22 protein-coding genes are annotated in these 24,259 nt (G+C 73.0%); 8 read left to right on the forward strand and 14 right to left on the reverse strand.

The features are described 5' to 3' along the window. Window positions 1-75: 75 nt before the first annotated feature. From ACIRRH_RS19810 to ACIRRH_RS19865, 12 genes are all read right to left on the reverse strand, one after another. Window positions 76-696, reverse strand: coding sequence for a LysE family translocator (locus tag ACIRRH_RS19810; protein ID WP_403068749.1), 621 nt, complete (start codon window positions 694-696; stop codon window positions 76-78). Window positions 697-765: 69 nt separating this feature from the next. After that, window positions 766-2,526, reverse strand: coding sequence for an SDR family oxidoreductase (locus ACIRRH_RS19815; RefSeq protein ID WP_403068752.1), 1,761 nt, complete (start codon window positions 2,524-2,526; stop codon window positions 766-768). Further along, window positions 2,523-3,458, reverse strand: a complete 936-nt coding sequence (locus tag ACIRRH_RS19820) for a M24 family metallopeptidase (RefSeq protein ID WP_403068755.1) — start codon at window positions 3,456-3,458, stop codon at window positions 2,523-2,525. The genes ACIRRH_RS19815 and ACIRRH_RS19820 overlap by 4 nt, the downstream gene beginning before the upstream one ends. Before the next feature lie 13 nt (window positions 3,459-3,471). Beyond that, entirely contained in the window at window positions 3,472-4,560 is a 1,089-nt protein-coding gene (locus tag ACIRRH_RS19825; RefSeq protein ID WP_403068757.1) for a PDR/VanB family oxidoreductase, read from the reverse strand. 137 nt (window positions 4,561-4,697) lie between these two features. Further along, entirely contained in the window at window positions 4,698-5,615 is a 918-nt protein-coding gene (locus tag ACIRRH_RS19830) for a metal-dependent hydrolase (protein WP_403068760.1), read from the reverse strand. A 206-nt stretch (window positions 5,616-5,821) separates the two neighbouring features. Further along, complete coding sequence (locus tag ACIRRH_RS19835; protein WP_403068763.1) at window positions 5,822-6,601, reverse strand: IclR family transcriptional regulator; 780 nt, start codon at window positions 6,599-6,601, stop codon at window positions 5,822-5,824. 349 nt (window positions 6,602-6,950) lie between these two features. After that, window positions 6,951-8,411, reverse strand: coding sequence for a catalase (locus ACIRRH_RS19840; protein WP_403068766.1), 1,461 nt, complete (start codon window positions 8,409-8,411; stop codon window positions 6,951-6,953). Between the two features lie 103 nt (window positions 8,412-8,514). Beyond that, entirely contained in the window at window positions 8,515-9,711 is a 1,197-nt protein-coding gene (gene alc, locus ACIRRH_RS19845) for an allantoicase (RefSeq protein ID WP_403068769.1), read from the reverse strand. Between the two features lie 10 nt (window positions 9,712-9,721). Beyond that, window positions 9,722-11,110, reverse strand: coding sequence for an allantoinase AllB (gene allB, locus ACIRRH_RS19850; RefSeq protein WP_403068772.1), 1,389 nt, complete (start codon window positions 11,108-11,110; stop codon window positions 9,722-9,724). Between the two features lie 187 nt (window positions 11,111-11,297). Next, complete coding sequence (locus ACIRRH_RS19855) at window positions 11,298-12,440, reverse strand: glycerate kinase (RefSeq protein WP_403068775.1); 1,143 nt, start codon at window positions 12,438-12,440, stop codon at window positions 11,298-11,300. A gap of 484 nt (window positions 12,441-12,924) precedes the next feature. After that, window positions 12,925-13,812 carry a 2-hydroxy-3-oxopropionate reductase gene (locus ACIRRH_RS19860; RefSeq protein ID WP_403068778.1) on the reverse strand — a complete coding sequence of 296 codons (888 nt, stop codon included), beginning with the start codon at window positions 13,810-13,812 and terminating at the stop codon, window positions 12,925-12,927. Between the two features lie 111 nt (window positions 13,813-13,923). After that, window positions 13,924-14,769, reverse strand: coding sequence for a TIM barrel protein (locus tag ACIRRH_RS19865; protein WP_403068781.1), 846 nt, complete (start codon window positions 14,767-14,769; stop codon window positions 13,924-13,926). A 215-nt stretch (window positions 14,770-14,984) separates the two neighbouring features. On the opposite strand from ACIRRH_RS19865, the gene ACIRRH_RS19870 reads away from it, so the two are divergent. The 7 genes from ACIRRH_RS19870 (at window position 14,985) to ACIRRH_RS19900 (ending at window position 20,985) form a co-directional block, all read left to right on the forward strand. Next, on the forward strand, window positions 14,985-15,230 hold the full coding sequence (locus ACIRRH_RS19870) for a thiamine-binding protein (protein ID WP_224275198.1): 246 nt from the start codon (window positions 14,985-14,987) through the stop codon (window positions 15,228-15,230). Further along, complete coding sequence (locus tag ACIRRH_RS19875) at window positions 15,227-15,607, forward strand: helix-turn-helix domain-containing protein (RefSeq protein WP_224275187.1); 381 nt, start codon at window positions 15,227-15,229, stop codon at window positions 15,605-15,607. The genes ACIRRH_RS19870 and ACIRRH_RS19875 overlap by 4 nt, the downstream gene beginning before the upstream one ends. Before the next feature lie 246 nt (window positions 15,608-15,853). Then, entirely contained in the window at window positions 15,854-16,357 is a 504-nt protein-coding gene (uraD, locus tag ACIRRH_RS19880) for a 2-oxo-4-hydroxy-4-carboxy-5-ureidoimidazoline decarboxylase (RefSeq protein ID WP_403068785.1), read from the forward strand. A gap of 95 nt (window positions 16,358-16,452) precedes the next feature. Further along, on the forward strand, window positions 16,453-16,788 hold the full coding sequence (gene uraH / locus ACIRRH_RS19885; RefSeq protein WP_403068788.1) for a hydroxyisourate hydrolase: 336 nt from the start codon (window positions 16,453-16,455) through the stop codon (window positions 16,786-16,788). A 32-nt stretch (window positions 16,789-16,820) separates the two neighbouring features. Then, on the forward strand, window positions 16,821-17,741 hold the full coding sequence (pucL, locus tag ACIRRH_RS19890) for a factor-independent urate hydroxylase (protein WP_403068791.1): 921 nt from the start codon (window positions 16,821-16,823) through the stop codon (window positions 17,739-17,741). A gap of 311 nt (window positions 17,742-18,052) precedes the next feature. Next, complete coding sequence (locus tag ACIRRH_RS19895) at window positions 18,053-19,531, forward strand: nucleobase:cation symporter-2 family protein (protein WP_403068794.1); 1,479 nt, start codon at window positions 18,053-18,055, stop codon at window positions 19,529-19,531. Between the two features lie 68 nt (window positions 19,532-19,599). Beyond that, window positions 19,600-20,985: an 8-oxoguanine deaminase gene (locus tag ACIRRH_RS19900; protein WP_403068797.1), complete on the forward strand. Its 1,386-nt coding sequence runs from the start codon at window positions 19,600-19,602 to the stop codon at window positions 20,983-20,985. Between the two features lie 229 nt (window positions 20,986-21,214). Here the strand turns inward: ACIRRH_RS19900 and ACIRRH_RS19905 are convergent, their stop codons facing one another. Next, window positions 21,215-22,495: an MFS transporter gene (locus ACIRRH_RS19905; protein WP_403068800.1), complete on the reverse strand. Its 1,281-nt coding sequence runs from the start codon at window positions 22,493-22,495 to the stop codon at window positions 21,215-21,217. A gap of 55 nt (window positions 22,496-22,550) precedes the next feature. Here ACIRRH_RS19905 and ACIRRH_RS19910 point away from each other — a divergent pair, with 55 nt between their 5' ends. Beyond that, window positions 22,551-23,591 (forward strand): winged helix-turn-helix domain-containing protein, encoded by a 1,041-nt coding sequence (locus ACIRRH_RS19910; protein ID WP_403068803.1) that lies wholly within the window; start codon window positions 22,551-22,553, stop codon window positions 23,589-23,591. A gap of 150 nt (window positions 23,592-23,741) precedes the next feature. Here the strand turns inward: ACIRRH_RS19910 and ACIRRH_RS19915 are convergent, their stop codons facing one another. Continuing rightward, a complete protein-coding gene (locus ACIRRH_RS19915) occupies window positions 23,742-24,143 on the reverse strand; it encodes a gamma-glutamylcyclotransferase (protein ID WP_403068806.1) in 402 nt (133 codons plus the stop codon). Window positions 24,144-24,259: the final 116 nt, after the last annotated feature.

Consider the following 24,259-nt stretch of genomic DNA (forward strand, 5'->3'; position numbering starts at 1 on the left):
CAGACGGCTCCGGCGCCGCTCACGTTGCGTGCCCTGCCGGAGGTCGCCACCGAGGCCCGGGCAACGGCCCCCCGATCAGTCGGTCAGCGCCAGCTTCACACCGAAGCCCACCACGACCGCGCCGGTCACCCGGTCCATCAGCCGCCGGGCGGCCGGCCGGCGCAGCCAGCCGCGCAGCACCTGGGCGAAGCCCACCAGGACGGTCGACCAGAGCAGGCCCTCCACGACGTGTACGCAGGTCAGCGCCACGCCGGCGGCGAAGTGCGGGGCACCGGCCGGGACGAACTGCGGCAGCACGGCCACGTAGAAGACCCCGACCTTGGGGTTCAGCAGGTTGGTCAGCGTGCCCCGCCGCCAGCCGTGCGCGAACCCGCCGTCCTCCGGCTCCTCCTCGGCCGCCGCCTCGCCGCCCCGCTTGCGCAGCATCCCGATGCCCATCCACACCAGGTACGCGGCGCCCGCCCAGCGCAGGATCTCGTACGCCACCTGCGAGGCGGTCAGCAGCGCCGTCACCCCGGCCGAGGTCAGCGTCCCCCAGAGCAGCGTCCCGGTCTGGATCCCCAGCACGACCCCCCACGCCTGCCGTCGGCGCCCCAGGGCCGAGGTCCGCAGGATCAGCGCGGTGTCGAGCCCGGGCGTGAGCGTGAGCAGCCCCACGACAAGGGCAAAGGACCACAGGGCCGTCGTCATCTCCATGGGCCTCGATGCTCTCACAGCCCCGGGCGGCGCTGCGGGCCACCCAGGGCGTATCGGCCGGTGGCCGGGTCAGGTGACGTTGAGGCGGGCGGCGAGGCGCAGGAGGCCGGGGCTGAGCCGGGAGAGCAGCCGGGCGGCCTTGGCCTCGGGGGTGACGGGGACCACGGGCCTGCCGGTGCGGACCGCGGTGAGGATGGCGGTGGCGACCTTCTCCGGCGGGAAGCCGCGGCGGGCGTAGAGCTTCGCGGCGCGGGCCTGCTTGGCGGCCTGCTCGGTGGAGGTGGTGGCGGAGAAAGTGGAGGTGCGGGTGATGTTGGTGTTGACGATGCCGGGGCAGATGGTGGAGACGCCGATGCCGTGGCCGACGAACTCGGCGCGCAGGCAGTCGGAGAGCATGAACACCGCGGCCTTGCTGGTGGCGTAGGCGGTGAGCGCCTTGGAGGGCAGGTAGGCGGCGGCGGAGGAGACGTTGACGATGTGGCCGCCCTGGCCGCGGTCGGCCATCAGGGTGCCGAAGGCGCGGCAGCCGTGGATCACGCCCCAGAGGTTGACGTCCAGGACCCGCTGCCACTCCTTCTCGGTAGTCTGCAGGAACGTCCCGGAGTGGCCGATGCCCGCGTTGTTGACCATCACGTCGGGCACCCCGTACTCGGCGGCGACGGTCTGCGCGAAGGCGTCCATCGCGGCGCCGTCGGAGACGTCCACCCGGTGGGCGTGTGCCTTCGGACCGATCAGCGAGGCCAGTTCGGCGGTGCGCTCGGCGGCCGCGAGGTCGAGGTCGCAGACCACCACCCGGGCACCGTCCTCGGCGAAGGCGAGCGCGGTGGCCCGGCCGATGCCGCTGCCGCCGCCGGTGACCACGACCAGCCGGCCGTCGCCCTCCGCCGGTCGGGACTGCCCCTCGTCGATGCGGGCGGTGAACTCGCGGACCAGTCCGGCCACGGTGGCTCCCTTCTCCAGCAGCGCCGACCAGTGGCCGGCGTGCAGCGTCCTGCGGGTCAGCTTGGTCACCCAGCGCTCCAGCCCCTCGGAGAGGTAGGTGCCGACGTACCGGTCCCGGGTGAGGGTGATCAGCTGGACCGGCACCTCCGTCCGCCGTTCGCGCGGACGGCCCAGGGTGGGGCGGAAGTTGGCCCGGTACAGCTCGATGCCGCGGACCGCGTCGCGGCGCAGGGTGGGCTGCGGGTGGTCGGCGCGCGGGGTGACGTGCTCCAGGTCGCGCAGCACCCGCGGCCAGGCCCGGGCCAGGCCGAGGCGCCAGATGCCGGGGGCGAGGTAGGGCAGGTGGAAGGCGGTGATGTACCAGGAGTGCAGGCCCTGGTGCAGCAGCTGCCCCAGGTGGCGCGGGGTGGGGCGGCGCAGCCGGTGGCGCAGCCAGTGGCCCATGTGGTCCAGGCTGGGGCCGGACAGGGTGGTGTACGAGGCGATCCGGCGCTCGGCGCCGGGTGCGGTGACGGCCTCCCAGGACTGGATCGAGCCCCAGTCGTGGGCGAGCAGGTGCACCGGGCGGTCCGGGCTGACGGCGTCGGCGACGGCGAACAGGTCGTCGGCGAGCTGCTCCAGGCGGTAGCCGGACCGGTCGGCGGGGGCGGCCGACTCGCCGGCGCCGCGCACGTCGTAGCGGACCACGTGGTGGTCGCGGGCGAGGTCGGCGGCGATGTCGTCCCAGACGACGTGGGTGTCGGGGTAGCCGTGCACGAGGAGGACGGTGGGGGCGTCCGGGTCGCCCTGCTCGAAGACGGCGAGCGGGAGGCCGCCGGAGTGGACGGTGCGGCGGCGGACCGGGGGCGCCGTCGGGCGCTTCGTCCGGCTGGTCGTCGGGTGCGTCATCGGGTGGCCTCCGGGGTGGTCGGCTCGGCAGCGGTCTGCTCGGTGGTCTGCTCGACGGCAGTCTGCCCGGTGGTGGCCCGTTCGGCGGTGGTCCGCCCGGTGGTGGCGGTCCAGCGGCGGACGTGCGGCAGGTCGTCGTCGAGCCAGTAGGCGTCGTCCTCGGTGACCACCAGCAGCTCCTCGAACTTGATGCCCACGCCGCGGAAGCCGATGTGCGGCTCGACCGCCCACAGGCCCGGGGTGGGCGCGTGCCGGGAGGAGCGACCGTCCGCCCAGAGCGGCGAACGGCCGTGCAGGCGTTCGGATATGAGCTCGCGGCCGAGGGTCTGGAGGGTGCGCACGCCGAAGCCGAAGACGTTCACCCCGGCCGGGCCGCGCGCGGTGTTGCGGGTGACCTGATGGCCGATCACCCGGCCCGGGTACACCTGGTGGCGATTGTCGTAACCGTGCGCGGCGAGCTGGGCGTCCACCGCGGCGTACACCTCGGCGAGCGGTTTGCGGGCCCGCACCTCGGCGAGGATCAGCTCGCGGTAGACCTTCAGGTCGGCGGCCAGACGGTCCCAGACCCGGTTCTCGCCGACCTTGCCGCCGTAGCCGATGTCGGCGGTGTAGCCGTCCACCACGGGCGCGCAGTCCAGTACGTACGGCATGCCCTCCTCCAGCCGTCGGTTGCCGGCGAAGAACTGCAGCGGGGTGTGGAAGTGCCGGAACGCCGTCCGGTCGCCGAACCAGGCGAAGGGGACGTGGAAGAAGTCCTGGACCCCGGCGGCGACCAGGCGGCGGCGCAGCTCGGCGGTGGCCTGCCGCTCGGTGACCCCGGGTTCGATCCAGGCGGCGACCTGTTCGGCGCAGTCGTAGGCGAGCTGCTGGGTCTCGCGGAAGCGGGCGAGGTCGCGCTCGGTGTAGCGGAAGGCGGGGGTCGCTTTCGCCATGGCAGGACTCCTTCTAGAGGTCGAGCACGAGGGTCTCGCCCTCGGCGGCCCGGGAGACACAGGGCAGCAGGGCGCCGGCGGCACGCTGCTCGGGGGTGAGGCGGCGGTCCCGGTGGTCGGGCGAGCCGGCCAGCACGCGGACCTCGCAGGTGCCGCAGAAGCCCCGGTGGCAGGAGTACGGGAGGTCCGGTCGGGTCTCGCGCAGCACGTCCAGGGCGGAACGGTCGGCGGGGACGTCGAGGGCGGGGCCGTCGGTGCCGAGGCGGACGGTGAACGGCTCGCCGCCGGTGACCGGGGCGGCGCCGAAGCGCTCGAAGTGCAGGGAGGCGGCCGGGGAACCGTCCAGGGCGCGCTGCACGGCGGCGAGCATCGGGGCCGGGCCGCAGCAGTAGACGGCGGCGCCACGGGGGGCGTGGGCGAGCAGCTCCGGGCCGGTGGGGACGCCGCCGTGCTCGTCGTCGGTGCGCAGCACCACCCGGTGCGGGTCGAGGGCGCGCAGCTCGTCCGCGTACGGGAGGGTGTCGGCGCTGCGGCCGACGTGCACCAGGCGCCAGTCCAGGCCGTGCCGCTGCGCCTCGCGGGCCATCGGGAGCAGCGGGGTGATGCCGATGCCGCCTGCCAGCAGGAGGACGGCGGGCTCGGCGCAGAAGGCGAAGCCGTTGCGCGGGCGGCGGGCGGTGAGCCGGGTACCGGGGTACAGGGCGTCGTGGACCTCGACGGACCCGCCGCCGCCCTCGGGCAGCCGCCGGACGGCGATGCGGTAGGCGGTGCGGTCGGCCGGGTCGCCGCAGAGGGAGTAGTGGCGCTCGCGGCCGGAGGGCAGGGCGAGGCGCAGGTGGGCGCCGGGCTGCCAGCCGGGCAGCGGGCCGCCGGAGGGGTCGACGAGTCGCAACTCGATGACGTCGACGGCCAGTTGGCGGCGCTCGGCGACGACCAGCCGGAGCGGCTGGGTCGGGCGGCTGAGCGGGCGGCGGGGGTTGCGGCGCAGCAGCGGGCCGCCGAGGGCCGGGGAGTAGCGGTCGCCGAAGGCGGTGAGCCAACGGATGAAGCCGTCGGCGCGGGGGCGGCCGTAGAGGTCGGGGGGCGGGGTGAGCAGGTCCATCCGGCGGGGTCCTTGGGCGTCGGGAGAGGGCGGGCGACGGGTGGCGGGTTTCAGAGTTCAGACTTCGGAGTTCAGCAAACAGAGTTCAGCGAACAGATAACGTTTTCTGTTCGCTGAACTCCGACCCCTGTCACCCGTCAGCCACGCCCGGCGGCCACACGGGCGGCCGGGGAGGTGGCGAGGTAGCCCAGCGCCTGGCTGGACGAGCCCTCCTGGGTCGGGTGGTAGCCCGGCCGCAGGTAACGCAGCCCGGAGCGGATCGACTTGACCGGGTCCGGCAGCAGTCCGCGCCTGGCGATCCGGCCCGCCTCCCGCCAGGTGGGCTTGAGCCGCCCCTTCAGGGTGGGGTCGGCGGCGAGCAGGAAGCGGGCGCCGCGCACCCAGAGGTGGACCAGCAGCGGCCCGGAGAACACCATCCCGCGCACCCGGCGCAGGTAGCCCGGGTCCAGGTGCACCATCAGGTCGTAGGCGACGCTGCGGTGCTCGACCTCCTCCGCGCCGTGCCAGCGCAGCAGGTCCAGCATGGCCGGGTCGGCCTTGGCCCGGTCCAGGCCCGGGGAGTTGAGCGCCCAGTTGCCGAGGAAGGCGGTGAAGTGCTCGATCGCCGCGATGAAGGCGACCCGCTCGATGAGGTTCTCCCGCCGCCGGGCCGGCGTCAGCCCCGGCTTGTCGCCGAGGACGCGCTGGAACAGCCAGGAGATCTGCCGGACGTACGGCCGCGGGTCGAGCCCCTGGCCGAGCAGGTGGTCCAGGACCTCCTGGTGCGCCTCGGCGTGAATGGCCTCCTGCCCGATGAACCCGAGGACCTCCTCGCGCAGTTGCTCGTCCCGGATGAGCGGCAGCGCCTCCTTGAACACCTTGACGAACCACCGCTCCCCCTCGGGCAGCAGCAGGTGCAGCACGTTGATGACGTGGGTGGCCATCGGCTCGTCAGGGATCCAGTGCAGCGGCAGCTGGGCCCAGTCGAAGTGGACGTCCCGGGGCTCCAGGACGAGGCCGTCGTGCACGCGCGCCGCGGGGGCGGCGAGGGCGGGGACGGGGGTGGAACGGGGCATGGCAGGCCCTCCTGACCTGGGGGCGGCGGCTCGGCTCAGGGAAACGTACTCGCGGGTAGCCGCCGGGACAAGGGCTTCGGCGAGTCTTATCGACATCGAGTCTAATAAGTGCCGCGCACCGGCGGACACCACGGGAAACGCGCGAAGCCCCACCGACTTCCCGGCAGGGCTTCCCCGAACTCATGTGCGCGACCGTCGGCCGGCCGTCAGACCGCCATCGCCAGCATCAGCGGCGCCGCCCGGGCCGCGAGCAGCTCCGCGGCGGCCTTCAGTTTGTGGATGTTGTCCACGGGCATCGAGGTGGCCAGGCAGCCGACCGTGCTGCCCGCCGTGATCGGCACGGCCGCGCACACCGTGCCCAGCGCGTACTCCTGGATGTCCAGCACCGGCACCGTGGCCGGCTGCCGCTCCAGCCGGTGCATCAGCTGGTCGGCGTCGGTGACGGTGTGGGAGGTGAGCCGGGCGACCGGGTGCCGGGAGAGGTGGTCGCGCCGGCCGTCCGCGTCCAGCTGGCTGAGCAGGCACTTGCCGATCGCGCTGGCGTGCGCGGTGGCCCGGAAGTCCACCCATTCCTGCACGGCCGGCGCGTGGTCGGCGGCCGAGACCGCCTCCACCGTCAACTCACCGTCGTGGTACCGGCTGAAGTACACCGCGGCGCCCAACTCGTCCCGGAGTTCGGCGAGCTTGCGGTCGAGTCGGGCCTTCACCAGCTGCTCCCGGTTGTGCTGGCCGAGCAGGGCGAAGGTGCCGCCCAGCAGCCAACCCCCGTCCTGGCACTGGAGGTAGCCCTCGATCTCCAGGATCTCGGCGAGCCGGCGCACGGTCGGCAGCCCGAGCGAGGTCTCCCTGGCGAGGGACACCAGGGTGGCGCCGTCGGGGTGGCGGTCGACCGCCTCCAGCAGTCTGAGGGCGTGCTGGAGGGAGGTGAGCGGGCCCATCAGACCCTGGTCCAGCGCGGCGTGACGACCCGGGGCTGGTGTCGACATGTCGTCCCCTTCCGATGTCCCCCCACGGAGCGACCGCGGGCATCCACCAGCGTATCGACCCGGCGGCTCCGACGGCTGCCGTCCGTACATATCCGTGAACGTTCCGTGCAGCAGCCGCCGGGCCGTTGACTGGCCGTCAGTCCCTCGACGGCAGGGCCCCGCCGCTCTGGAGCGCCATGGCCTGGGGGTTGAACCAGCCGGTCGCCGCGCGTGGGAACGCCCGGTTCCCGGACGGCCGGATCCGGAAGGCCGGATCCGGACGACCACCGCCGGAACCGGCTGACGTCGGCGACACCACGGCGGGCCCCGCCCCACCGCCACGGAGGAGGAGCCCGTCGTTCGGAAGGTGTCAGCCCTCGTCGCCCGCCCGCAGCCTGGCGACGGCGGCGGCCAGCCGGGTGCCGTACTCCTCGTCCGCAGCGTGGAAGTGGGCGAGGTTCTTCTCCACCACGTCGTCACGCGAGACCTGCGCCAGGAAGCCCGCGATGTTGTCGATCAGACGGGTCTTCTCACCTGCGGACATCAGCCGGTACAGCTCGCCGGCCTGGAAGAAGTCGTCGTCCTTGGTGTGCGCCGGGGTGGCGTAGGTGCCGGTGTGGCCCGCCACCGCGACCGGCGCGGCCAGTGCGTCGCCGGTCTGGGCCGGGCCGTCGTACGAGTTGGGCTCGTAGTTCTTGCCGCGACCGGCGCTGTTGGCGGCCATGTGGCCGTCCCGGCCGTAGTTGACGGCCTCGGTGGCGCGCGGGGCGTTCACCGGCAGCTGGGTGTGGTTGACGCCGAGGCGGTAGCGCTGGGCGTCCGCGTAGGCGAACAGGCGGCCCTGGAGCATCTTGTCCGGGGACGGGCCGATGCCGGGCACGAAGTTGTTCGGCGAGAACGCGGCCTGCTCGACCTCGGCGAAGACGTTCTCCGGGTTCCTGTTGAGCACCAGGCGGCCGACCTTGACCAGCGGGTAGTCGGCGTGCGGCCACACCTTGGTGAGGTCGAAGGGGTTGAAGCGGTAGTCCGCGGCCTCGGCGACCGGCATCAGCTGGACGTAGAGGGTCCAGGACGGGAACACCCCGCGCCCGATGGCCTGGTGGAGGTCGCGCTGGTGCGAGTCCGCGTCGCCGCCGACCATCTCGGCGGCCTGTGCGCCGTCCAGGCAGCGGATGCCCTGGTTGGTCTTGAAGTGGTACTTCACCCAGTACGCGTCGCCGTCGGTGTTGACCCACTGGTAGGTGTGCGAGCCGTAGCCGTTCATGTGGCGGTACGAGGCGGGGATGCCGCGGTCGCCGAACAGCCAGGTGATCTGGTGGGTCGAGGCCGGCGAGTGGGCCCAGAAGTCCCAGACGTTGTCCGCCTCCTGCACGCCGGTGTACGGGTCGCGCTTCTGCGAGTGGATGAAGTCCGGGAACTTGATCGGGTCCTTGATGAAGAACACCGGGGTGTTGTTGCCGACGAGGTCGTAGTTGCCGTCCTCGGTGTAGAACTTCACCGCGAAGCCGCGCGGGTCGCGCACCGCGTCGCTCGCGCCCAGGTTGCCGGCCACGGTGGAGAAGCGCAGGAAGACCTCGGTGCGCTTGCCGACCTCGGAGAGGAAGCCCGCCCGGGTGTACCGCGCGACCTCGTCGGTGACCTCGAAGTAGCCGTACGCACCGGAGCCGCGGGCGTGCACCACGCGCTCCGGGATGCGCTCGCGGTTGAACCGGGCCAGTTTCTCCAGCAGCTGCTGGTCCTGGATCAGCAGCGGGCCGTACTCGCCGGCCGATGCCGAGTTCTGGTTGTCGGCGACCGGGGCGCCGGACTCCGTGGTCAGGATCTTGGACATGGAGGGTCCTTCAGGTGTCGATAACGGCGGTGCGTGGAGAGTGGGATGACGCACCGTCAGATTCAGGGTCGAGGAGCGCCGAGGAGATGGCGGTGGCGGCCGGTCAGTTGCCGAACAGGCTCCGGACGACGGTCTCGGCCGCGGCCGGCCCGGCCGCCGGGCGGGCGGCGGTCAGTGCGGCGGCCTCGTCGGCGCCGAGCCCGGCCCCGGTCAGGGCCGCGGCGGCCTCGGCGGCCGGGAGGGCGTTGAACCAGCGCAGCGCCAGGGCGGCGCGGCCGGCCCCGGTGAGGCGGCCGGTGAGCCGGAGGCGGGCCAGCCCGCCGTCCGGGTGGACGTTGATGCGCACGTGGGTCACCGCGCGGCCGGTGTCGAGCCGGAAGCGGTGCCGGGTGTCGGGCTGGAGTCGTGTGCGGGGCAGGAGTTCGAACCACTCACCGTCGGCCGGGTCGGCCCCGGTCGAGGCGTCGAAGCCGATCAGGTCGGCCCAGCCGGGGGCATTGGCGACGAAGCAGGAGGTGTCCACCTCGACGGCCAGGACCTCACCGCCCCCGGCCAGGGCGATCTGCACCCAGTCGTTGGCCTTGTCGCGCCGACGCCGGGTCTCCCAACCGTCGCCCATGACGGAGGCGCGGCCGGGAGCGTTCAGGTTGTGCGGGGAGGAGAAGTAGCGATCGGACGCCGCCTCGGCCACGCCGCCGTACTCCTGGGCGGCCAGGTCGAAGGTGAGGCCGTCCAGTTCGCGCGGGTCGGGCAGCACCTCGCCGTGCACCCGCAGCCGGGCGACGCCGCCGTCCGGGAAGATGTTCAGCCGCACGTGGGTGTAGCGGGTGCCGTCCGTGACGGCGAACTCGTGGGCGGTGTCGCCCCTCAGCGCGGTGCGCGGCACGATCGTCGTCCACTCGGCGTCCTGGAGTTCCTCGGGCGAGGGGTGGCCGGGGACGGACGCGGCCTCGACCGAGGCGGACTCCGGGTAGTTGCCGGTGAAGTGGGCGGTGTCCACGATCACACCGCGGACCACCCCGGCGGCACCGAGCCGGACGATCGTCCAGTCGTGGTCCTCGTCGGTGGGGTGCGGCTGGTCGGCGCAGACGCCGCGGCGGCGCTTGGACTCCCAGCCGTCCATGATCTGGCCCTTGTGGCCGAACGTGTGCGGGCGGAACTCGGCCGGCTTGGCGACCAGCAGGTTCTCGGCGTCCGCGAAGGTGTCCTCGTTCGTGGCGACGACGCCCGCGCCGAGCAGCCGTGAGGCCAGGTCGACCAGCTCGGTGAAGGGAGCACTCGGGTTGTCGGCAGTGGTCACTGACTCTCCTCTAGGCGCGTTCGGACGGGGTGGTGGCGGGGTGGGAACGGGGCCGGACGAGCTGCCGGCCGAAGGGGCGGGCCGCGGGGTCCACCTCGCGGCCGCGCAGCCAGGTGGTGCGCACCGCGCCGGTGAGGGTCCGGCCCGCGTAGGGCGTCACCGGGTTGCGGTGGTGCAGTCCGCTCGCCCGGACGGCGAACTCGCCGTCGGGGTCGAAGGCGACCAGGTCCGCGTCGTGGCCGGCGGCGATGGCGCCCTTGGCGCCGGTGAGGCCGGCCAGTTCGGCCGGTCCGGCGGACATCCAGCGCACCACGTCCGCGAGGGTGTGGCCGCGCCGGCGAGCCTCGGTCCAGACGGCCGGCAGGCCGAGCTGGAGCGAGGCGATGCCGCCCCAGGCGGCCGCGAAGTCGCCGCTGCCGCCGTACTCGGGCAGCAGCTTGAGGTCGGGGGTGGACGGCGAGTGGTCGGAGACGACGGCGATGAACTCGCCGTCCGCCAGGGCCTCCCAGAGCGCGTCCCGGTTGGACTCGTCGCGGATCGGCGGACAGCACTTGAAGGCGGTGTCGCCGTCCGGCACCTGCTCGGCCGCGAGGGTCAGGTAGTGCGGACAGGTCTCGGCGGTCACCCGTACGCCGTCCTCGCGGGCCTGCCGCAGCAGCGGCAGCACGGCGGCGGAGGAGACGTGCAGGATGTGCACCCGGGCACCGGTGCGCCGGGCCGTGTCGAGCAGGTGGGCGACGGCCGCGGTCTCCGCGTCGGCGGGCCGGGAGGCCAGGAAGTCCCGGTAGTGGACGCCGGGTTGCTGCGGGGCGGCGGCCAGCACGGCCGGGTCCTCGGCGTGGATGATCGCCAGCGCCCCGATCCGGGCCTGCTCGGCCAGCGCGGCCGTCAGGTCGGCGGCCTCGACGTGCGGGAACTCCTCCACCCCGGAGGGCGCGAGGAAGCTCTTGAAGCCGAACACGCCTTCCTCGTGCAGCGGTTCGAGGTCCGCGACGTTGCCGGGGACGGCGCCGCCCCAGAAACCGAGGTCGACCCAGGTCTGACCCTCGGCGGCCTTCCGCTTGACCGCCAGCCCCGCCACCGTGGTGGTGGGCGGGATCGAGTTGAGCGGCATGTCGATGATCGTGGTGACGCCGCCGGCCGCGGCGGCGCGGGTGGCGGTGGCGAACCCCTCCCACTCGGTGCGGCCGGGCTCGTTGACGTGCACGTGGGTGTCGACCAGCCCGGGCAGCAGGGCGGTGCCACCGAGGTCGACGAGGTCGCTCTCACCGGCCGTGAGCGAGCCGTGCGGGGCCGTCCGGGCGATCTTCCCGTCCTGGATCAGCACGTCCGCGGGGCGCTCGCCGTCGGGCAGGACCACCCGCCGGGAGCGGATCACCGTCGGTTGGCTGAAAGGCATGGGAGACCTCCGGAACCTGGGAGTCGTGGTGGTTCGAGGGCGCTTCGGGGGTACTTCGAGGGCACCGCCTCGGGGGCTGCGCCCCGGGGCGTCGCTTCGGAGGCGGTGGAACGCGGGAGGTGGCGAGGGATTGCCGGGAGCCTAGGCCCGCCTTCAACAAAACGTCAATGGATGAACGCACGAGGGTTCAGCGCGGCAACAGCCGGGCGGCCAGCTGCTCCCCCGCGAGTTCGGCCAGCTCGGCGGCCCTGGTCATGCTCTCCCCCGGCTGTTCGGCCAGGTCGGTCAGCGCGATGGCGGCGGTGAAGCCGGCGGCCCGCCACTCGGGCTCGGAGAGCTCCAGCCGACCCGCCACGGCGGCCACTCGAACCCCCGCCCGGGCGGCCGCCGCGGCGACTCCGGCGGGGGCCTTGCCGTGGAGCGTCTGCGCGTCCAGGCAGCCCTCGCCGGTCACGACGAGGCGTGCCCCACGCACAGCCCCGTCAAAGCCCAGCAGGTCGAGCAACAGCTCGATGCCGGGTCGCATGGTGGAGCCGAGCAGGGCGAGGGCGGCGAAGCCCACCCCGCCCGCGGCGCCGGCGCCGGGCGCCTCCCGGACGTCCCGCCCGGTGGCCCCGGCGACCAGGTCGGCGAACCTGGTCAGCCCCTCCTCCAGGACCACCAGGTCCTCGGCGTCGGCGCCCTTCTGCGGGCCGTAGACGGCGGTGGCGCCGCGCGGCCCGAGCAGCGGGTTGTCCACGTCGCAGGCCACCACGACCTCGACGCCGCCCAGGGCGTCGGCCAGCGGGCCGAGGTCGATCTCCGCGAGCCTGCGCAACGCAGCGCCGCCGGGCGGGAGTTCGCCGCCGTCGGCGTCGCGCAGCCGCACCCCGAGCGCCTGCACCATGCCGGCCCCGCCGTCCGTACAGGCGCTGCCACCGAGGCCCAGCACGATCCGCTTGACGCCGAGCGAGACAGCCTTGGCGATCAGCTGGCCGACCCCGTAGGACCCGGCCGCGAGCGGGGCGGTGCGGCCGCCGGGCAGCCGGGCGAGACCGGAGGCCTGCGCCAGCTCGACCACGGCGGTGTCGTCCCGGACGGCCAGTGCGGCGTCCACCGGCAGTCCGGTCGGACCGGTCACCTTGGCCGGGACCCGGCTGAAGCCGGCCGCGAGCGCGGCGGCCAGGGTGCCCTCGCCGCCGTCGGCGACGGGCAGCTCGCGCACCTCGGTGCCGGGCGCGGCGCGCCGGATGCCGGCGGCGATCCGGGCCGCCACCTCGGCGCCGTCCAGGCTGCCCTTGAACTTGTCGGGGGCGACGACCACATGGCCCTGGCGGGGAGTGGGGGGCATGGCGCGGTCCTCGCTTCCGTACGGGTCTGGCGGTGGTGGTGCGGCGTGCGTCCAGCATGAGGCCGGGCGGCCCGGGGGTGCGAGCTCCTCGGCCGCAGCGGCCGGGCGGCCGGGCGGCCGGGGCGGCCGGGGCGGAACGCTCCGAGGGAGTGCGCCCCCGTTCGGAGCGTTCCGAAGGGGTGCGGCCCCGTCCCGGGCGGCCCGGAGGTGCGACCCCCTCCCCGCCGTTCCACTCGTTCCGCTTCCGACGTACGAGAGGCTCCCCTCGGCAGGGAGGAGGCCGGGCGACGCGTACCAGGCACGACCGAAGTGCCCCCGGGGGGACGTGCGCGTCACCGGCTTGGATCGACCGGCGGGCGGGCGGATGAGCCCCGGCCCGCACACCGGTCGGGTCCGGCCTCCTGACGGCGCGGGCACGACCGGATGGGTACACGCCGCCAGGAGGAGCTCGGGCGGGGGCTCCGCGCGGGAACCCCTGGGGGTGTTACTCGACCTCGCGCCCGGAGAGCCGCTCGACGCCACGCAGGAGCGCCGAGTGGTCGAGCGAGCCGTCGCCGTTGGCCCGGGCGGAGGCGACCAGCTGGGCCACCACGGCGCCGACCGGCAGCGCGGCGCCGACGGCGCGGGCGGCGTCGGTGACGATGCCCATGTCCTTGTGGTGCAGGTCGATCCGGAAACCGGGGGCGAACTCGCGGTTCAGCATGTTCGCCCTCTTGCGGTTGAGCACGGTCGAGCCGGCCAGGCCGCCGCCGAGCACGTCCAGCGCGGCCGCGAGGTCCACGCCGGCGTTCTCCAGGAACACCACGGCCTCGGCGAGCACCTGGATGTTGACCGCGACGATCAGCTGGTTGGCGGCCTTGACGGTCTGGCCTGCGCCGGACGGGCCGACATGGACGACCGTGGTGCCCAACACGTCGAACAGCGGCTTGGCCTCGGCGAAGTCCTCGGCGGCGCCGCCGACCATGATCGACAGGACGGCCTCCACGGCACCGGCCTCGCCGCCGGAGACCGGGGCGTCCAGGGTGCGGATGCCCTTCTCCCCGGCGGCGGCCCCGACCTTGATCGAGGTCTGCGGGGTGATCGAGGACATGTCGATCACCAGGGTGCCGGGCCTGGCGTTCTCCAGCACGCCGCCCTCGCCCAGGACGACCTGTTCGACCTGCGGGTCGGCCGGGACCATCGTGATGACGACCTCGGCGTCCTTCACCGCGTCCGCGATGCTGGTGGCGCCGTGCCCGCCGGCCGCGACCAGGGCGTCGATCGGCGGCTGGGTGAGGTTGAAGCCGGTGACGTGGTGGCCGGCCTTGACGAGGTTGGCGGCCATCGGGCTGCCCATGATGCCGAGGCCGATGAAGGCGATCTTGCGGCTCATCGCGTCGAGTTCCTTACGTGTGCGGGTGGGAGGTCGGGTGGGTCCGCGGCGCGCTGCTCGGCGGCTCCGCTCGGCGGCTCCGCTACTTGGCGGCTCCGCTGTCCGGCTGCGCTATCCGGCTGCGCGCAGTTCGCGCGGCAGCCACCCGAAGCTGTCGGCGCTGACGCCGGTGGAGGGGCGGTACTCCAGGCCGATCGAGCCGGTGTAGCCCGCGGCCGTGAGCCGGGCGAACAGGTCCTCGAAGTCCAGCTCTCCGGTGCCGGGCTCGTTGCGGCCCGGGTTGTCGGCGATCTGCACGTGGCCGATGCGGTCGGCGTAGGTGTCGATGACGGCCGCCAGGTCCTCGCCGTTCCTTGCCAGGTGGTACAGGTCGCAGAGGAACCTGGCGTTCCCCAGGCCGGCGGCGGCGTTGACCTTGTCGACCACCTCGACCGCGGCGGCGGCCGAGACCAGCGGGTAGTCCGGCGACTCGGCCCTGTTCAGGGCCTCGATCAGCAGGACGGCTCCGATTCCGTGCGCAGCCCGCGCAGCGAGCACCAGGTGCTCCAGCGCGAGCGCGTCCTGCTCGGCCGGGTCGACGCCTTCGACCCGGTTGCCGTACAGCGCGTTGAGCGCGGTGGCGCCGAGCGAGGCGGCGAGTTCCACGGCCACCGGGACGTTGGCGCGGAAGCGGTCCCGTTCGGACGGCACCGAGACGGTGCCGCGAGCGCCCTTGCTCAGGTCGTCCAGAAAGTTGAGGCCGGTGAGCCGGACGCCGGCTTCGGTGAACGCCTTGCGCAGCGCGTCCAGTTCGGACTGCGAGGGGTCGTGCTCCGCCCCGAAGGGCCACCAGAGTTCGGCGGCGGTGAAGCCGGCCGCGGCGGCCGCGGCGGGGCGCTCCAGGAGCGGCAGTTCGCCGAACAGGATGGACAGGTTGACCGTGAAGCCGTGCTTGGCAGCCGCCGTCACGTCACTCACCTCTCATCTCTCTTCCTTCATCCGCAACTTCCACAATCCGGAAGAGGGATTCTGCGTGGTGGAAGAATCTCCGGCCCACCGAGCGAGTGTCAAGACAGTCGCAACATTTTGTTGAAGAAGCCCCGGGCGTGCGCCACCCCCGAGCGCCGGACCGTTCGATCACCCGGCCCCTGCCCGCTCGCACGCCTGCTCGCTACAGTGACCTCGTGCGATTGATGGTGGAGTTCACGACAGAACCGTTCGAACTGGACACGTTCCCGGAGCACGCCGCGGCGGCCCGCAAGGCCGTCGACGAGGCCGGCCTGGCCGTGTCGGTCGGCCCCTTCGGCACCGGTGCCGAGGGCGAGGCCGAGCAGGTCCTCGCCGCGGTGACCAAGCTGCTCAAGGAGACCCTGGACGCCGGGGCGACCCGGATCTCGGTCCAGGTCAGCCTGCTGGGCGAGGAGGGCGGTACGCCGTGACCGAGAACGTGGAACACCCGCTCGCCGCAGCGGTGAAGCCGCTGCTGGCCGCGGTCGGCGCGACGCCCGTCCCACTGGACGAGGCGAAGCCCGACGACGTGGTCCTGGAGTGGGAGGGCGTCCCGGCCCTGGCCGTCCGGCTGCCGCACCTGGGCAGCGCACTGGACCGGCTGCTCGCCGAGATGACCCGCCAGTTCGACGGCCGCCCGCTGGCCGAGCTCGACCGACTGGAGAAGCAGCGAGTCGTCGCCCTCCTGGAGGAGCGCGGCGCCTTCACCGTCCGCCACGGCGTGGAGACCGTCGCCTCGGCCCTGGGCGTCAGCCGCTTCACCGTGTACAACTACCTGAACCGCCAGGACGGCGCGAAGTCGTCCTGACGCCCCGGTTCGGCGCCCTCCGGGGCGCATGCGCCCCCATCCCGAGGGCTTCCGAACGGGTGACCCCGCCGACACGGCAGGACTGGATCGGCCTGCGGCGGGGCACACTTGGCGAATCACACACGAAAGGGCCCGACACCGCGGCCCGGTTCAAAACGTAACCACCAACCTTTCAACAAAGTGTTGACGGCCGGGTGGGGCCGATCTAGCTTTTCCGGGTGGCACCACTCTTCAGGAGGTCCACTCGTGACCAACCATCCCCACACCCTTGACGCCCTGGCCGCGGCCGACGCCGCGGAGTTGGAAGAGATCCTGCTGGAGGTGTGCTCCAGCCCCCGCTGGGCCACCGCGATCGCGGAGGCCCGACCCTGGTCCGACCGCGAGACCCTGCTCGCCGCCAATTCGGCGGCCATGGCGTCACTGACGACCGAGGACCTGCGCGACGCGATGGCCGGCCACGCCCGGATCGGCAAGCCCATGGCGGGCGACGCCACCTCCGAGCGCGAACAGGCCGGAACCCGGGGCGCGAACCAGGCGATCCTCGACGAACTGCACGAGGCCAACGCCGCCTACGAGGCCAAGTTCGGCCACGTGTTCCTGATCTGCGCGACCGGCCGCACCGCGGTCGGCATGCTCGCCGCCCTGCGCGAGCGCCACCCCAACGACGCCGCCACCGAGACGGAGATCGTCCGAGGGGAGCTGCGAAAGATCAACGACATCCGTCTCAACCGCCTGCTCGACAAATCCTGACGGCTCGTCAGGCGATTTCGCGCCGAACCGTTCCGGTTGCCCCATCAGGGAACTGACGCACCATCATGTCTGCCATCAGTAAGGTCACTCCACCCATGACTGGCATCTCCACCCACGTGCTCGACACCAGCCTCGGCTACCCGGCCGAGGGCGTCCCGGTCGAGCTCGCACTGCAAACCGAGGGTGGCTGGCAGGTGCTCGGCACCTCCTCCACGGACTCCGACGGCCGGGCCAAGGACCTGCCGGCCGTGGAGGCGGGCTCGGTCGTCCGGCTGCTCTTCGACACCGGCGCGTACCACGCGCTCAAGTCCTCCGAGCCGCCGTTCTTCCCCGAGGTCTCGATCGTCTTCACGGTCGCGCCCGAACAGCACCACTACCACGTGCCGTTGCTGCTCAACCCGTTCGGATACTCGGTCTACCGCGGAAGCTAGTGGACCGACCTTGAAAGCCTAGGAGCCACGTCATGGCCCACGTGCTCGGCCAGAACCAGTACGGCAAGGCGGAGAACCGCATCGTCCGGATCCACCGCGACTCCACCCGGCACGAGATCAAGGACCTGAACGTCTCGGTCTCGCTCCGCGGCGAGTTCGAGGACGTCCACCTCACCGGGTCCAACGCCAACTGCCTTCCCACCGACACCACCAAGAACACCGTCTACGCCTTCGCCAAGAAGTACGGCATCGAGTCGGCCGAGGCCTTCGGCGTCCTCCTGGCGCGCCACTTCGTCGACGACACCGAGCGCGGCGTCGTGCACAGCGCCCGGATCCGGATCGAGGAGTACGCCTGGGAGCGGATCCGGACCCCGGACAGCTCGGCCCGCTTCATCGGCTCGGAGGAGGTCGGTCACTCCTTCGTCCGCAGCGGCCAGGAGACCCGCACCAGCGAGATCGTCTACGACGGCGAGTCCGTCCAGGTGATCTCCGGTCTGAAGGACCTGGTCGTCCTGAACTCCACCAACTCTGAGTTCTGGGGCTACATCAAGGACGGCTACACCACCCTCCAGGAAGCCTACGACCGCATCCTCGCCACCCAGGTCACCGCCCGCTGGAAGTTCGGCTACGGCGGCAGGGACGGCGAGGCCCAGCCCAACTGGAACCGCTCCTACACCCAGGTGAAGCGGCACATGCTGGAGGCCTTCGCCGAGACCTACTCCTACTCGCTGCAGCAGACCCTGCACGCGATGGGCACCCGGGTCCTCAACAACCGCGCCGAGGTGGACGAGGTCCGGCTCGAACTGCCGAACAAGCACCACTTCCTGGTCGACCTGGAGCCGTTCGGCCTCAAGAACGACAACGAGGTCTACTTCGCCGCGGACCGCATGTACGGCCTGATCGAGGGCACCGTGCACCGCGAGGGCGTCGTCCCGGTCATCCCGGTCGCCTGACCTCCCCGCCCCACCACCAGGTGGACACCGCCCGGAATCGCCGCACCCTCCGGTCCCCACGGGCCGGTCGAGTCCGGGCGGGCCGCTCCACCGGCCCCACCACCGCACCACCGCGCGTTCCACCCGTACCAGCAGTTTCTCCACCCCCCACCCACCGGAGTTCGTGTCTGCCTCACGGCGGCCGGCCCGGGGCACTGGAGAGGCCGGCCGAGGGATCCCTGCACCGCCGTCCCGCCCTCGGTCACACCAGCACCAGCCGCACTCCAGCGCCACGGGCGCGCCGGGAGCCACGGGCACAAGAGGGGCTCGACATGGCACCCAGCAACACCAGCAGTACAGACGGCGGTTCCACCCCGGAAAGAGCGCACGGCCCGGACGGCGCGTCGGCACACCTCCCCGGCGAGCCGCCCCGGCCCGGGACCCACCCCGTGGACGAGTTGCTGCCCCCGGTGAAGCTGTTCTCCACCGGACTCCAGCACGTCGCCGCGATGTACGCGGGGGTCGTCGCACCCCCGCTCATCGTCGGCGCCGGCGTCGGGCTCTCCGCCGCCGAACTCGCCCTGCTCATCTCGGCCAGCCTGTTCACCGCCGGACTGGCCACCCTCCTCCAGACGCTCGGCATCTGGAAGATCGGCGCGCGCCTGCCGTTCGTGAACGGCGTCTCCTTCGCGGGGGTCGCGCCGATGATCGCCATAGCGAAGGGCTCCATCGAAGGAACGGGGGGCCCGAAGGACGCCCTCCCGGTGATCTTCGGAGCGGTGATCGTCGCGGGGCTCCTGTGCTTCCTCGCGGCGCCGTACTTCTGCAAGCTCATCCGGTTCTTCCCCCCGGTCGTCCAGGGCACCGTGATCACCCTCATCGGGGTGTCCCTGCTTCCGGTGGCGGTCAACTGGGCGCGCGGCGGCTCGCCGAGCGCCCCCGGGTACGGCTCCATGCGGGCCATCGGCCTCGCCGCGATCACCCTCGTCGCGGTGGTGCTCTGCAACCGGCTGCTGCACGGTTTCTGGCAGCAGCTGTCGCTGCTCATCGGCTTGGCGCTCGGCACCCTGATCGCCTTCCCGCTGGGGCTCGCCGACTTCGGCGCGGTCAAGGACGCGAACGTCTTCTCGCTCCCCTCCCCGTTCCACTTCGGCGCGCCGATGTTCGACGCCGCCGCGATCGTCTCGATGTGCATCGTCATGATGGTCTCGATGACCGAGTCCACCGCCGACATGCTCGCCCTCGGCAAGATCGTCGACCGCGAGGCGGACGAGCCCACCCTCGCCGCCGGCCTGCGGGCCGACGGTCTGGCCACCGCGCTCAGCCCCGTCTTCAACGGCTTCGCCGCCAGCGCCTTCGCCCAGAACATCGGGCTGGTGGCGCTGACGAGAATCCGCAGCCGCTACGTGGTCGCGGCCGGCGGAGCCATCCTGGTCCTGCTGGGGCTGTTCCCCGTGCTGGGCTCGCTCGTCTCCCTGGTCCCGCAGCCCGTCCTCGGCGGCGCCGGGATCGTGCTCTTCGGCACGGTCGCGGCCAGCGGCATCCGCACCCTCGCGGAGGCGGGGATGGAGTCCGGCTCGAACACCATCCTGGTGTCGGTCTCACTCGGTGTCGGCATCATCCCGATCGCCGTGCCGGCGTTCTACGACTCCTTCCCGGAGGCCGTAAGGACCCTGATGCACTCGGGGATCTCGGCTGGCTCCGTGATGGCCGTCCTGCTCAACCTGCTCTTCCACCACGTCGGGGCCGCCCGCGATGCCAGGTCCGGCCAGGCCTCCGGCGCGACGGTGCCGACGGCGACACCGTCCTGACCGACCGGGGAGGGCGTGCGCCCTTCGGTGCACGCCCCTCCCGGCCCTCCCCCCATAGGAGTCACGCCATGGCAGTCCAGCCCCCGCCCGCGGACCAGCGGATCGTGATCGAGAACGTCGCGATCGCCACCGTGGACGCGAACGACACCGAGTACGCCCGCGGCCACGTGGTCATCCTCGGCAACACCATCGAGGCGGTGGGCGACGGCCCCGCCCCCGCGTGGCTGGACAACGTGGTGCGCCGGATCAACGGCGAGGGCCACCTGGCCACCCCCGGCCTGGTCAACACCCACCACCACTTCTACCAGTGGATCACCCGCGGCCTGGCCCAGGACGACATCCTGTTCGACTGGCTGGTCGCCCTCTACCCGACCTGGGCGCGGATCGACGAGAGGCTCGTGCACGCCGCCAGCCAGGGCTCCGCCGCCGCACTGCTCAAGTCCGGCTGCACCACCGCCGCGGACCACCACTACGTCTTCCCCGAGGACGGCGGCGACGTGCTCGGCGCCTCCATCGAGGCCGTCCGGGAGCTCGGCCTGCGCTTCACCGCGCTGCGCGGCTCGATGGACCGCTCCAAGAAGGACGGCGGGCTGCCGCCGGACCACGCGGTCGAGGCGCTGGACGACATCCTGGCCGCCTCCGAGGCCGCCGTGGACCGGTACCACGACTCCTCCTTCGGCTCGATGCTGCACGTCGCCATCGCGCCCTGTTCGCCCTTCTCGGTCTCCACCGACCTGCTCCGCCAGTCCGCCGAGCTCGCCCGCCGCAAGGGCGTCCGGCTGCACACCCACGGCTCGGAGACGGCCGAGGAGGAACAGTTCTGCAAGGAACTGTTCGGCATGGGGCCGACCGACTACTTCGAGTCGGTGGGCTGGCTCGGCGAGGACGTCTGGATGGCGCACTGCGTGCACATGAACGACTCCGACATCGCCAAGTTCGCCGAGACCGGCACCGGCGTCGCCCACTGCCCGTCCTCCAACGCCCGCCTGGCGGCCGGCATCGCCCGGGTGCCCGACATGCTCCGGGCCGGCGTCCCGGTCGGCCTCGGCGTCGACGGCACCGCCTCCAACGAGTCCGGCGAGCTCGGCACCGAGCTGCGCAACGCCCTGCTGATCAACCGGCTGCACGGCTCCCCCACCGCGCTGACCGGGCGGCAGGCGCTGCGCCTGGGCACCATGGGCGGCGCCCGGGTGCTCGGCCGGCAGGACGAGATCGGCTCGATCGAGGCCGGCAAGCTCGCCGACCTGGCGCTGTGGAAGATCGACGGGATCATGCACTCGTCCATCGCCGACCCGGTCGCCGCGCTCACCTTCGGGGCGCTGCCGCCGCTGTCCGTGCTGTTCGTCAACGGAAACGCGGTGGTCGAGAAGGGGCAGCTGACCACCGTCGACGAGGACCGGATCGCGCGTGACTGCGCGCGGGCCGCCCGCGAACTGGCGGCCCGTCCGGTCTGACGCCCACCCGCACTCCGGGGGCACCCAGGGACGGTGCGCCCCCCGGACTCCGTACACCCCGGCGGTGTACGGACCGCGGCCCCGGACCCACGGCGAGGGTCCGGGGCCGTGGCGTGCCTCCGGCCCGCTCCCACCCCCGTGGGAAGCGGGCCGGACGACCAGGGGACCGCGGAGGGGGCCGCGGATCGGGGGCTCGTGGTCAGCGGGTTCGTGGTCGGCGGGTTCGTGGTCAGCGGGTTCCTGGTAGGCCGATGGCGGCCGGTTGCTCCGTGTGCCGGACGGCAGCCGGGAGAGCGGCACCCGCGAGGACGAACACCCCGGCCAGGACGGCCCAGCCGACCGCACCGTGGGCGACCACGGTCAGGCTGATCACCAGCGGCCCGATCACGTGGGCCGCCGCCTGGCCGCTCATGAACACGCCCTGGTACTCGCCGTGGGACCGCGGATCGGCCAGGTCCAGGCTCAGCGTCCAACCGCCGGCGGAGGTGAGCAGCTCGCCGAGGCTGTGCACCAGGGCACCGACCAGGACCGCCGCGGTGGCGACCGCCGCCGGGCCCGACCCCGCCACCGCGTAGAGCAGGCAGCCGCCCGCCAGCAGCAGGCCGCCCCGGGCACAGGCCCGGGCCGCCGAGGGAACGTCGTCCACCCCGCGACTCGCCCGCACCTGGAACACCACCACCAGCAGGCAGTTGACCACGTCGACCGCGGCGACCACCGCCGCCGGCGCGTCCGTCGCGAGCACGATCCACAGCGGGATCCCCACGGTGAGCACCGGGAGTTGGAGCTCCAACAGCGCGTGCAGCACGGTGACCAGCAGGTAGCGGCGGTCGCGCAGCACCGTCCGCCGTCCCACCGGGGCCACCGGGGCCACCGGGGCCTCCGGACCGGCGGTCCGGCGGACCGTCGGGTCACGGTCGGGCAGGCCGGCCAGCAGCGCCGTCGCACCCAGGAAGCTCGCGGCGTCCAGGACCATCATGGTGACGTACCCGGCGTAGCTGTCGGACTGCAGCGCCAGCGCCGCACCGCCGGACCCGACCACCAGCCCCGCGTTCATCACCGAGCGCAGCAGCGAGCGCGAACGCACCTGGGTCTCGGCCGGCAGTGTCCGGGCGATCAGGGCGCTGCGCACCGCCGCCGCACCGCGCTCCAGCACCGTCGCCACGCAGGCCAGGGCGACGAAGGCGGCGAAGGAGTGCACGAACGCGTAGCCGAGCACGGCGAGCGCCTCCAGCGGCCCGACCACCATCAACAGCCGCTTGCTGCCGACCCGGTCCGCGAGCCGGCCCATCGGCACCCCGGCGAACACCCCGCAGACGCCGGCCACGCTCAGCCCGAGCGCGATCCGGCCCGGGGTCAGGCCGACGGAGCGGGTCAGGAACAGCACGCTGACGGTCACGAACAGGCCGTTGCCGACGGTGTTCACCAGGCTCATCAGGGCAAGCCTGCGCAGCAGGGGGTCGGCCGGCAGCAGCCGTCGGACGGCGGAGGGAAGCACCGCGGTGGAGGTCATGGCAGTAGGACAGCGGGCTTCCCCCGGTGGCGGAACTCTTTTACCGTTGCGGTCAATGTTCGAGTTCCACTTGGGCGTCGACGACCTCGCCGCCACCTGGTTCGGCTACTCCGCCCTGCAGGAGGCGGTGTTGAGCCTGCGCGCCCGCCGCCGGCCCGGGCACTACCCGGCGCAGCAACCGTGGGCCGCCGGCTGGCAGGACCGCTACGAGACGCTGGACACCGCGCTGCTGGAGTCGATGATCGCGCCGGTCGGCTTCGTGCCTGACTTCCTGACGCCGCGTCCACTCGGCCCCCGCCCGGACTTCTCGGTCGAGCTGGCGCGGCTGGCGGCCACCCCTCCGGAGGTGGTGCGGGCCGACGTGCTGGAGGCCTACCGGGGCGGCGGGAACCCGAGCCCGCTGCCGCCGGTGCTGGCCGGGCTGATCGACGACCCGGCGGCGCTGGCCGCCCGGGCGGCCGAGGCGCTGGAGGCGTACTGGACGCGCTGCCTCGCCCCCGCCTGGTGGCCGCGCGCCCGCTCGGTGCTGGAGGCGGACATCGCCTACCGGGGGCGGATGCTCTCGGAGCGCGGGGCGGAGGGGCTGTTCGCGGACCTCGACGCCAGGCTGAGCTGGCACGCCGGGGTGCTGCGGCTCGTCGACCCGCACCCGGCGGTGAAGGCGGTGGGCACCACGGTGAACGTCGCCGGGCGCGGGCTGGTGCTGATCCCGACGCTGTTCGGGCTCGGCGCGCAGACCGACGTCACCCAGGACGGGCCACCGCTGGTCTGCTACCCGGCGCGCGGCAAGGCGACGATGGCGGAGGGCCTGGGGCCCGCCGGCGCCGAAGCGCGGGCGGCGGTCGACGGGCCGCTGGCCGGACTGATCGGCGCTCCCAGGGCCAGGCTGCTGGCGCTGCTGGCGACCCCGGCCAGCACGACGGAGCTGGCGCACCGGCTCGGGGTCACCCCGGGTGCGGTCAGCCGCCACCTGGGCGCGCTCGCGGCGGCCGGGCTGCTGGAGCGCAACCGGCTCGGCCGCAGCGTGCTGTACCGGCGCAGCCCGCTGGGCGACGCGATGGCGGCGGGGCGCCCGCACCTCGCGGCGGGGGGCTGACAGGTTTCGGCGGACGGATTTCAGCGGACGGACGACGGATAACAGATGACAGATGACAGATGACGAAAGTTGTCAGCTGTCATTTGTTCCGGCGCCGATCCCCCGGCAAGGCCTGTCGATGTGAACCGTGCCGCGCCGCGCCTCCCGCCGTCAGGCCTCGCGCCCGATCGTGGCGAGGTAGGCGCGCCAGCCGCCGTGGTGGGTGATCTCGCGGTGGACTCCGCGCTCCAGCTCGCCCCGGGAGAGCAGCATGGACAGGCACGCGGAGCCGTCCTCCAGCTTGATGACACCCAGCTCCAGCTCCCGCGGTTCGCCCGGCAGGATGACGTCCCGAAGCCGCTCCAGCGGGATGTCGTACAGCTCGCCCTCGATGGCGGTGTCCGCCTCCGGGTCGGCCAGCAGCCCCGGGCAGACGTCCGTCCCACCGCTGTGGTCGATGGAGAAGAAACGGTAGCCGGGGGCGGTCCGGGCCGGCCCGATCAGCGCGTCGGCGACCTTGGCGTGGAAGGGGCCGCCGACCATCGCCTGGCCGTTGAAGAACATGCGCGTCATGAGTGAACTCCTCACGTGGAAAAGACCGTTCCGCACGGCGACGAGAGGACAGGTGGATTCGTCGCCGTACGGAACGCAGTGGTGGACCGCCGGAGTGCCACAGCCCGGCAGGCGGC

The organism is Kitasatospora sp. NPDC101235 (assembly GCF_044767505.1).
Taxonomy (GTDB): domain Bacteria; phylum Actinomycetota; class Actinomycetes; order Streptomycetales; family Streptomycetaceae; genus Kitasatospora.

Excerpts from the sequence above, each read along its gene's own strand:
- ACIRRH_RS19810 (WP_403068749.1), bottom strand. The coding sequence starts at position 696 with ATGGAGATGACGACGGCCCTGTGGTCCTTTGCCCTTGTCGTGGGGCTG.
- ACIRRH_RS19815 (WP_403068752.1), bottom strand. The coding sequence starts at position 2,526 with ATGACGCACCCGACGACCAGCCGGACGAAGCGCCCGACGGCGCCCCCG.
- ACIRRH_RS19820 (WP_403068755.1), bottom strand. The coding sequence starts at position 3,458 with ATGGCGAAAGCGACCCCCGCCTTCCGCTACACCGAGCGCGACCTCGCC.
- ACIRRH_RS19825 (WP_403068757.1), bottom strand. The coding sequence starts at position 4,560 with ATGGACCTGCTCACCCCGCCCCCCGACCTCTACGGCCGCCCCCGCGCC.
- ACIRRH_RS19830 (WP_403068760.1), bottom strand. The coding sequence starts at position 5,615 with ATGCCCCGTTCCACCCCCGTCCCCGCCCTCGCCGCCCCCGCGGCGCGC.
- ACIRRH_RS19835 (WP_403068763.1), bottom strand. The coding sequence starts at position 6,601 with ATGTCGACACCAGCCCCGGGTCGTCACGCCGCGCTGGACCAGGGTCTG.
- ACIRRH_RS19840 (WP_403068766.1), bottom strand. The coding sequence starts at position 8,411 with ATGTCCAAGATCCTGACCACGGAGTCCGGCGCCCCGGTCGCCGACAAC.
- allB (WP_403068772.1), bottom strand. The coding sequence starts at position 11,110 with ATGCCTTTCAGCCAACCGACGGTGATCCGCTCCCGGCGGGTGGTCCTG.
- ACIRRH_RS19855 (WP_403068775.1), bottom strand. The coding sequence starts at position 12,440 with ATGCCCCCCACTCCCCGCCAGGGCCATGTGGTCGTCGCCCCCGACAAG.
- ACIRRH_RS19860 (WP_403068778.1), bottom strand. The coding sequence starts at position 13,812 with ATGAGCCGCAAGATCGCCTTCATCGGCCTCGGCATCATGGGCAGCCCG.
- ACIRRH_RS19870 (WP_224275198.1), top strand. The coding sequence starts at position 14,985 with ATGGTGGAGTTCACGACAGAACCGTTCGAACTGGACACGTTCCCGGAG.
- uraH (WP_403068788.1), top strand. The coding sequence starts at position 16,453 with ATGACTGGCATCTCCACCCACGTGCTCGACACCAGCCTCGGCTACCCG.
- pucL (WP_403068791.1), top strand. The coding sequence starts at position 16,821 with ATGGCCCACGTGCTCGGCCAGAACCAGTACGGCAAGGCGGAGAACCGC.
- ACIRRH_RS19895 (WP_403068794.1), top strand. The coding sequence starts at position 18,053 with ATGGCACCCAGCAACACCAGCAGTACAGACGGCGGTTCCACCCCGGAA.
- ACIRRH_RS19900 (WP_403068797.1), top strand. The coding sequence starts at position 19,600 with ATGGCAGTCCAGCCCCCGCCCGCGGACCAGCGGATCGTGATCGAGAAC.
- ACIRRH_RS19905 (WP_403068800.1), bottom strand. The coding sequence starts at position 22,495 with ATGACCTCCACCGCGGTGCTTCCCTCCGCCGTCCGACGGCTGCTGCCG.
- ACIRRH_RS19910 (WP_403068803.1), top strand. The coding sequence starts at position 22,551 with ATGTTCGAGTTCCACTTGGGCGTCGACGACCTCGCCGCCACCTGGTTC.
- ACIRRH_RS19915 (WP_403068806.1), bottom strand. The coding sequence starts at position 24,143 with ATGACGCGCATGTTCTTCAACGGCCAGGCGATGGTCGGCGGCCCCTTC.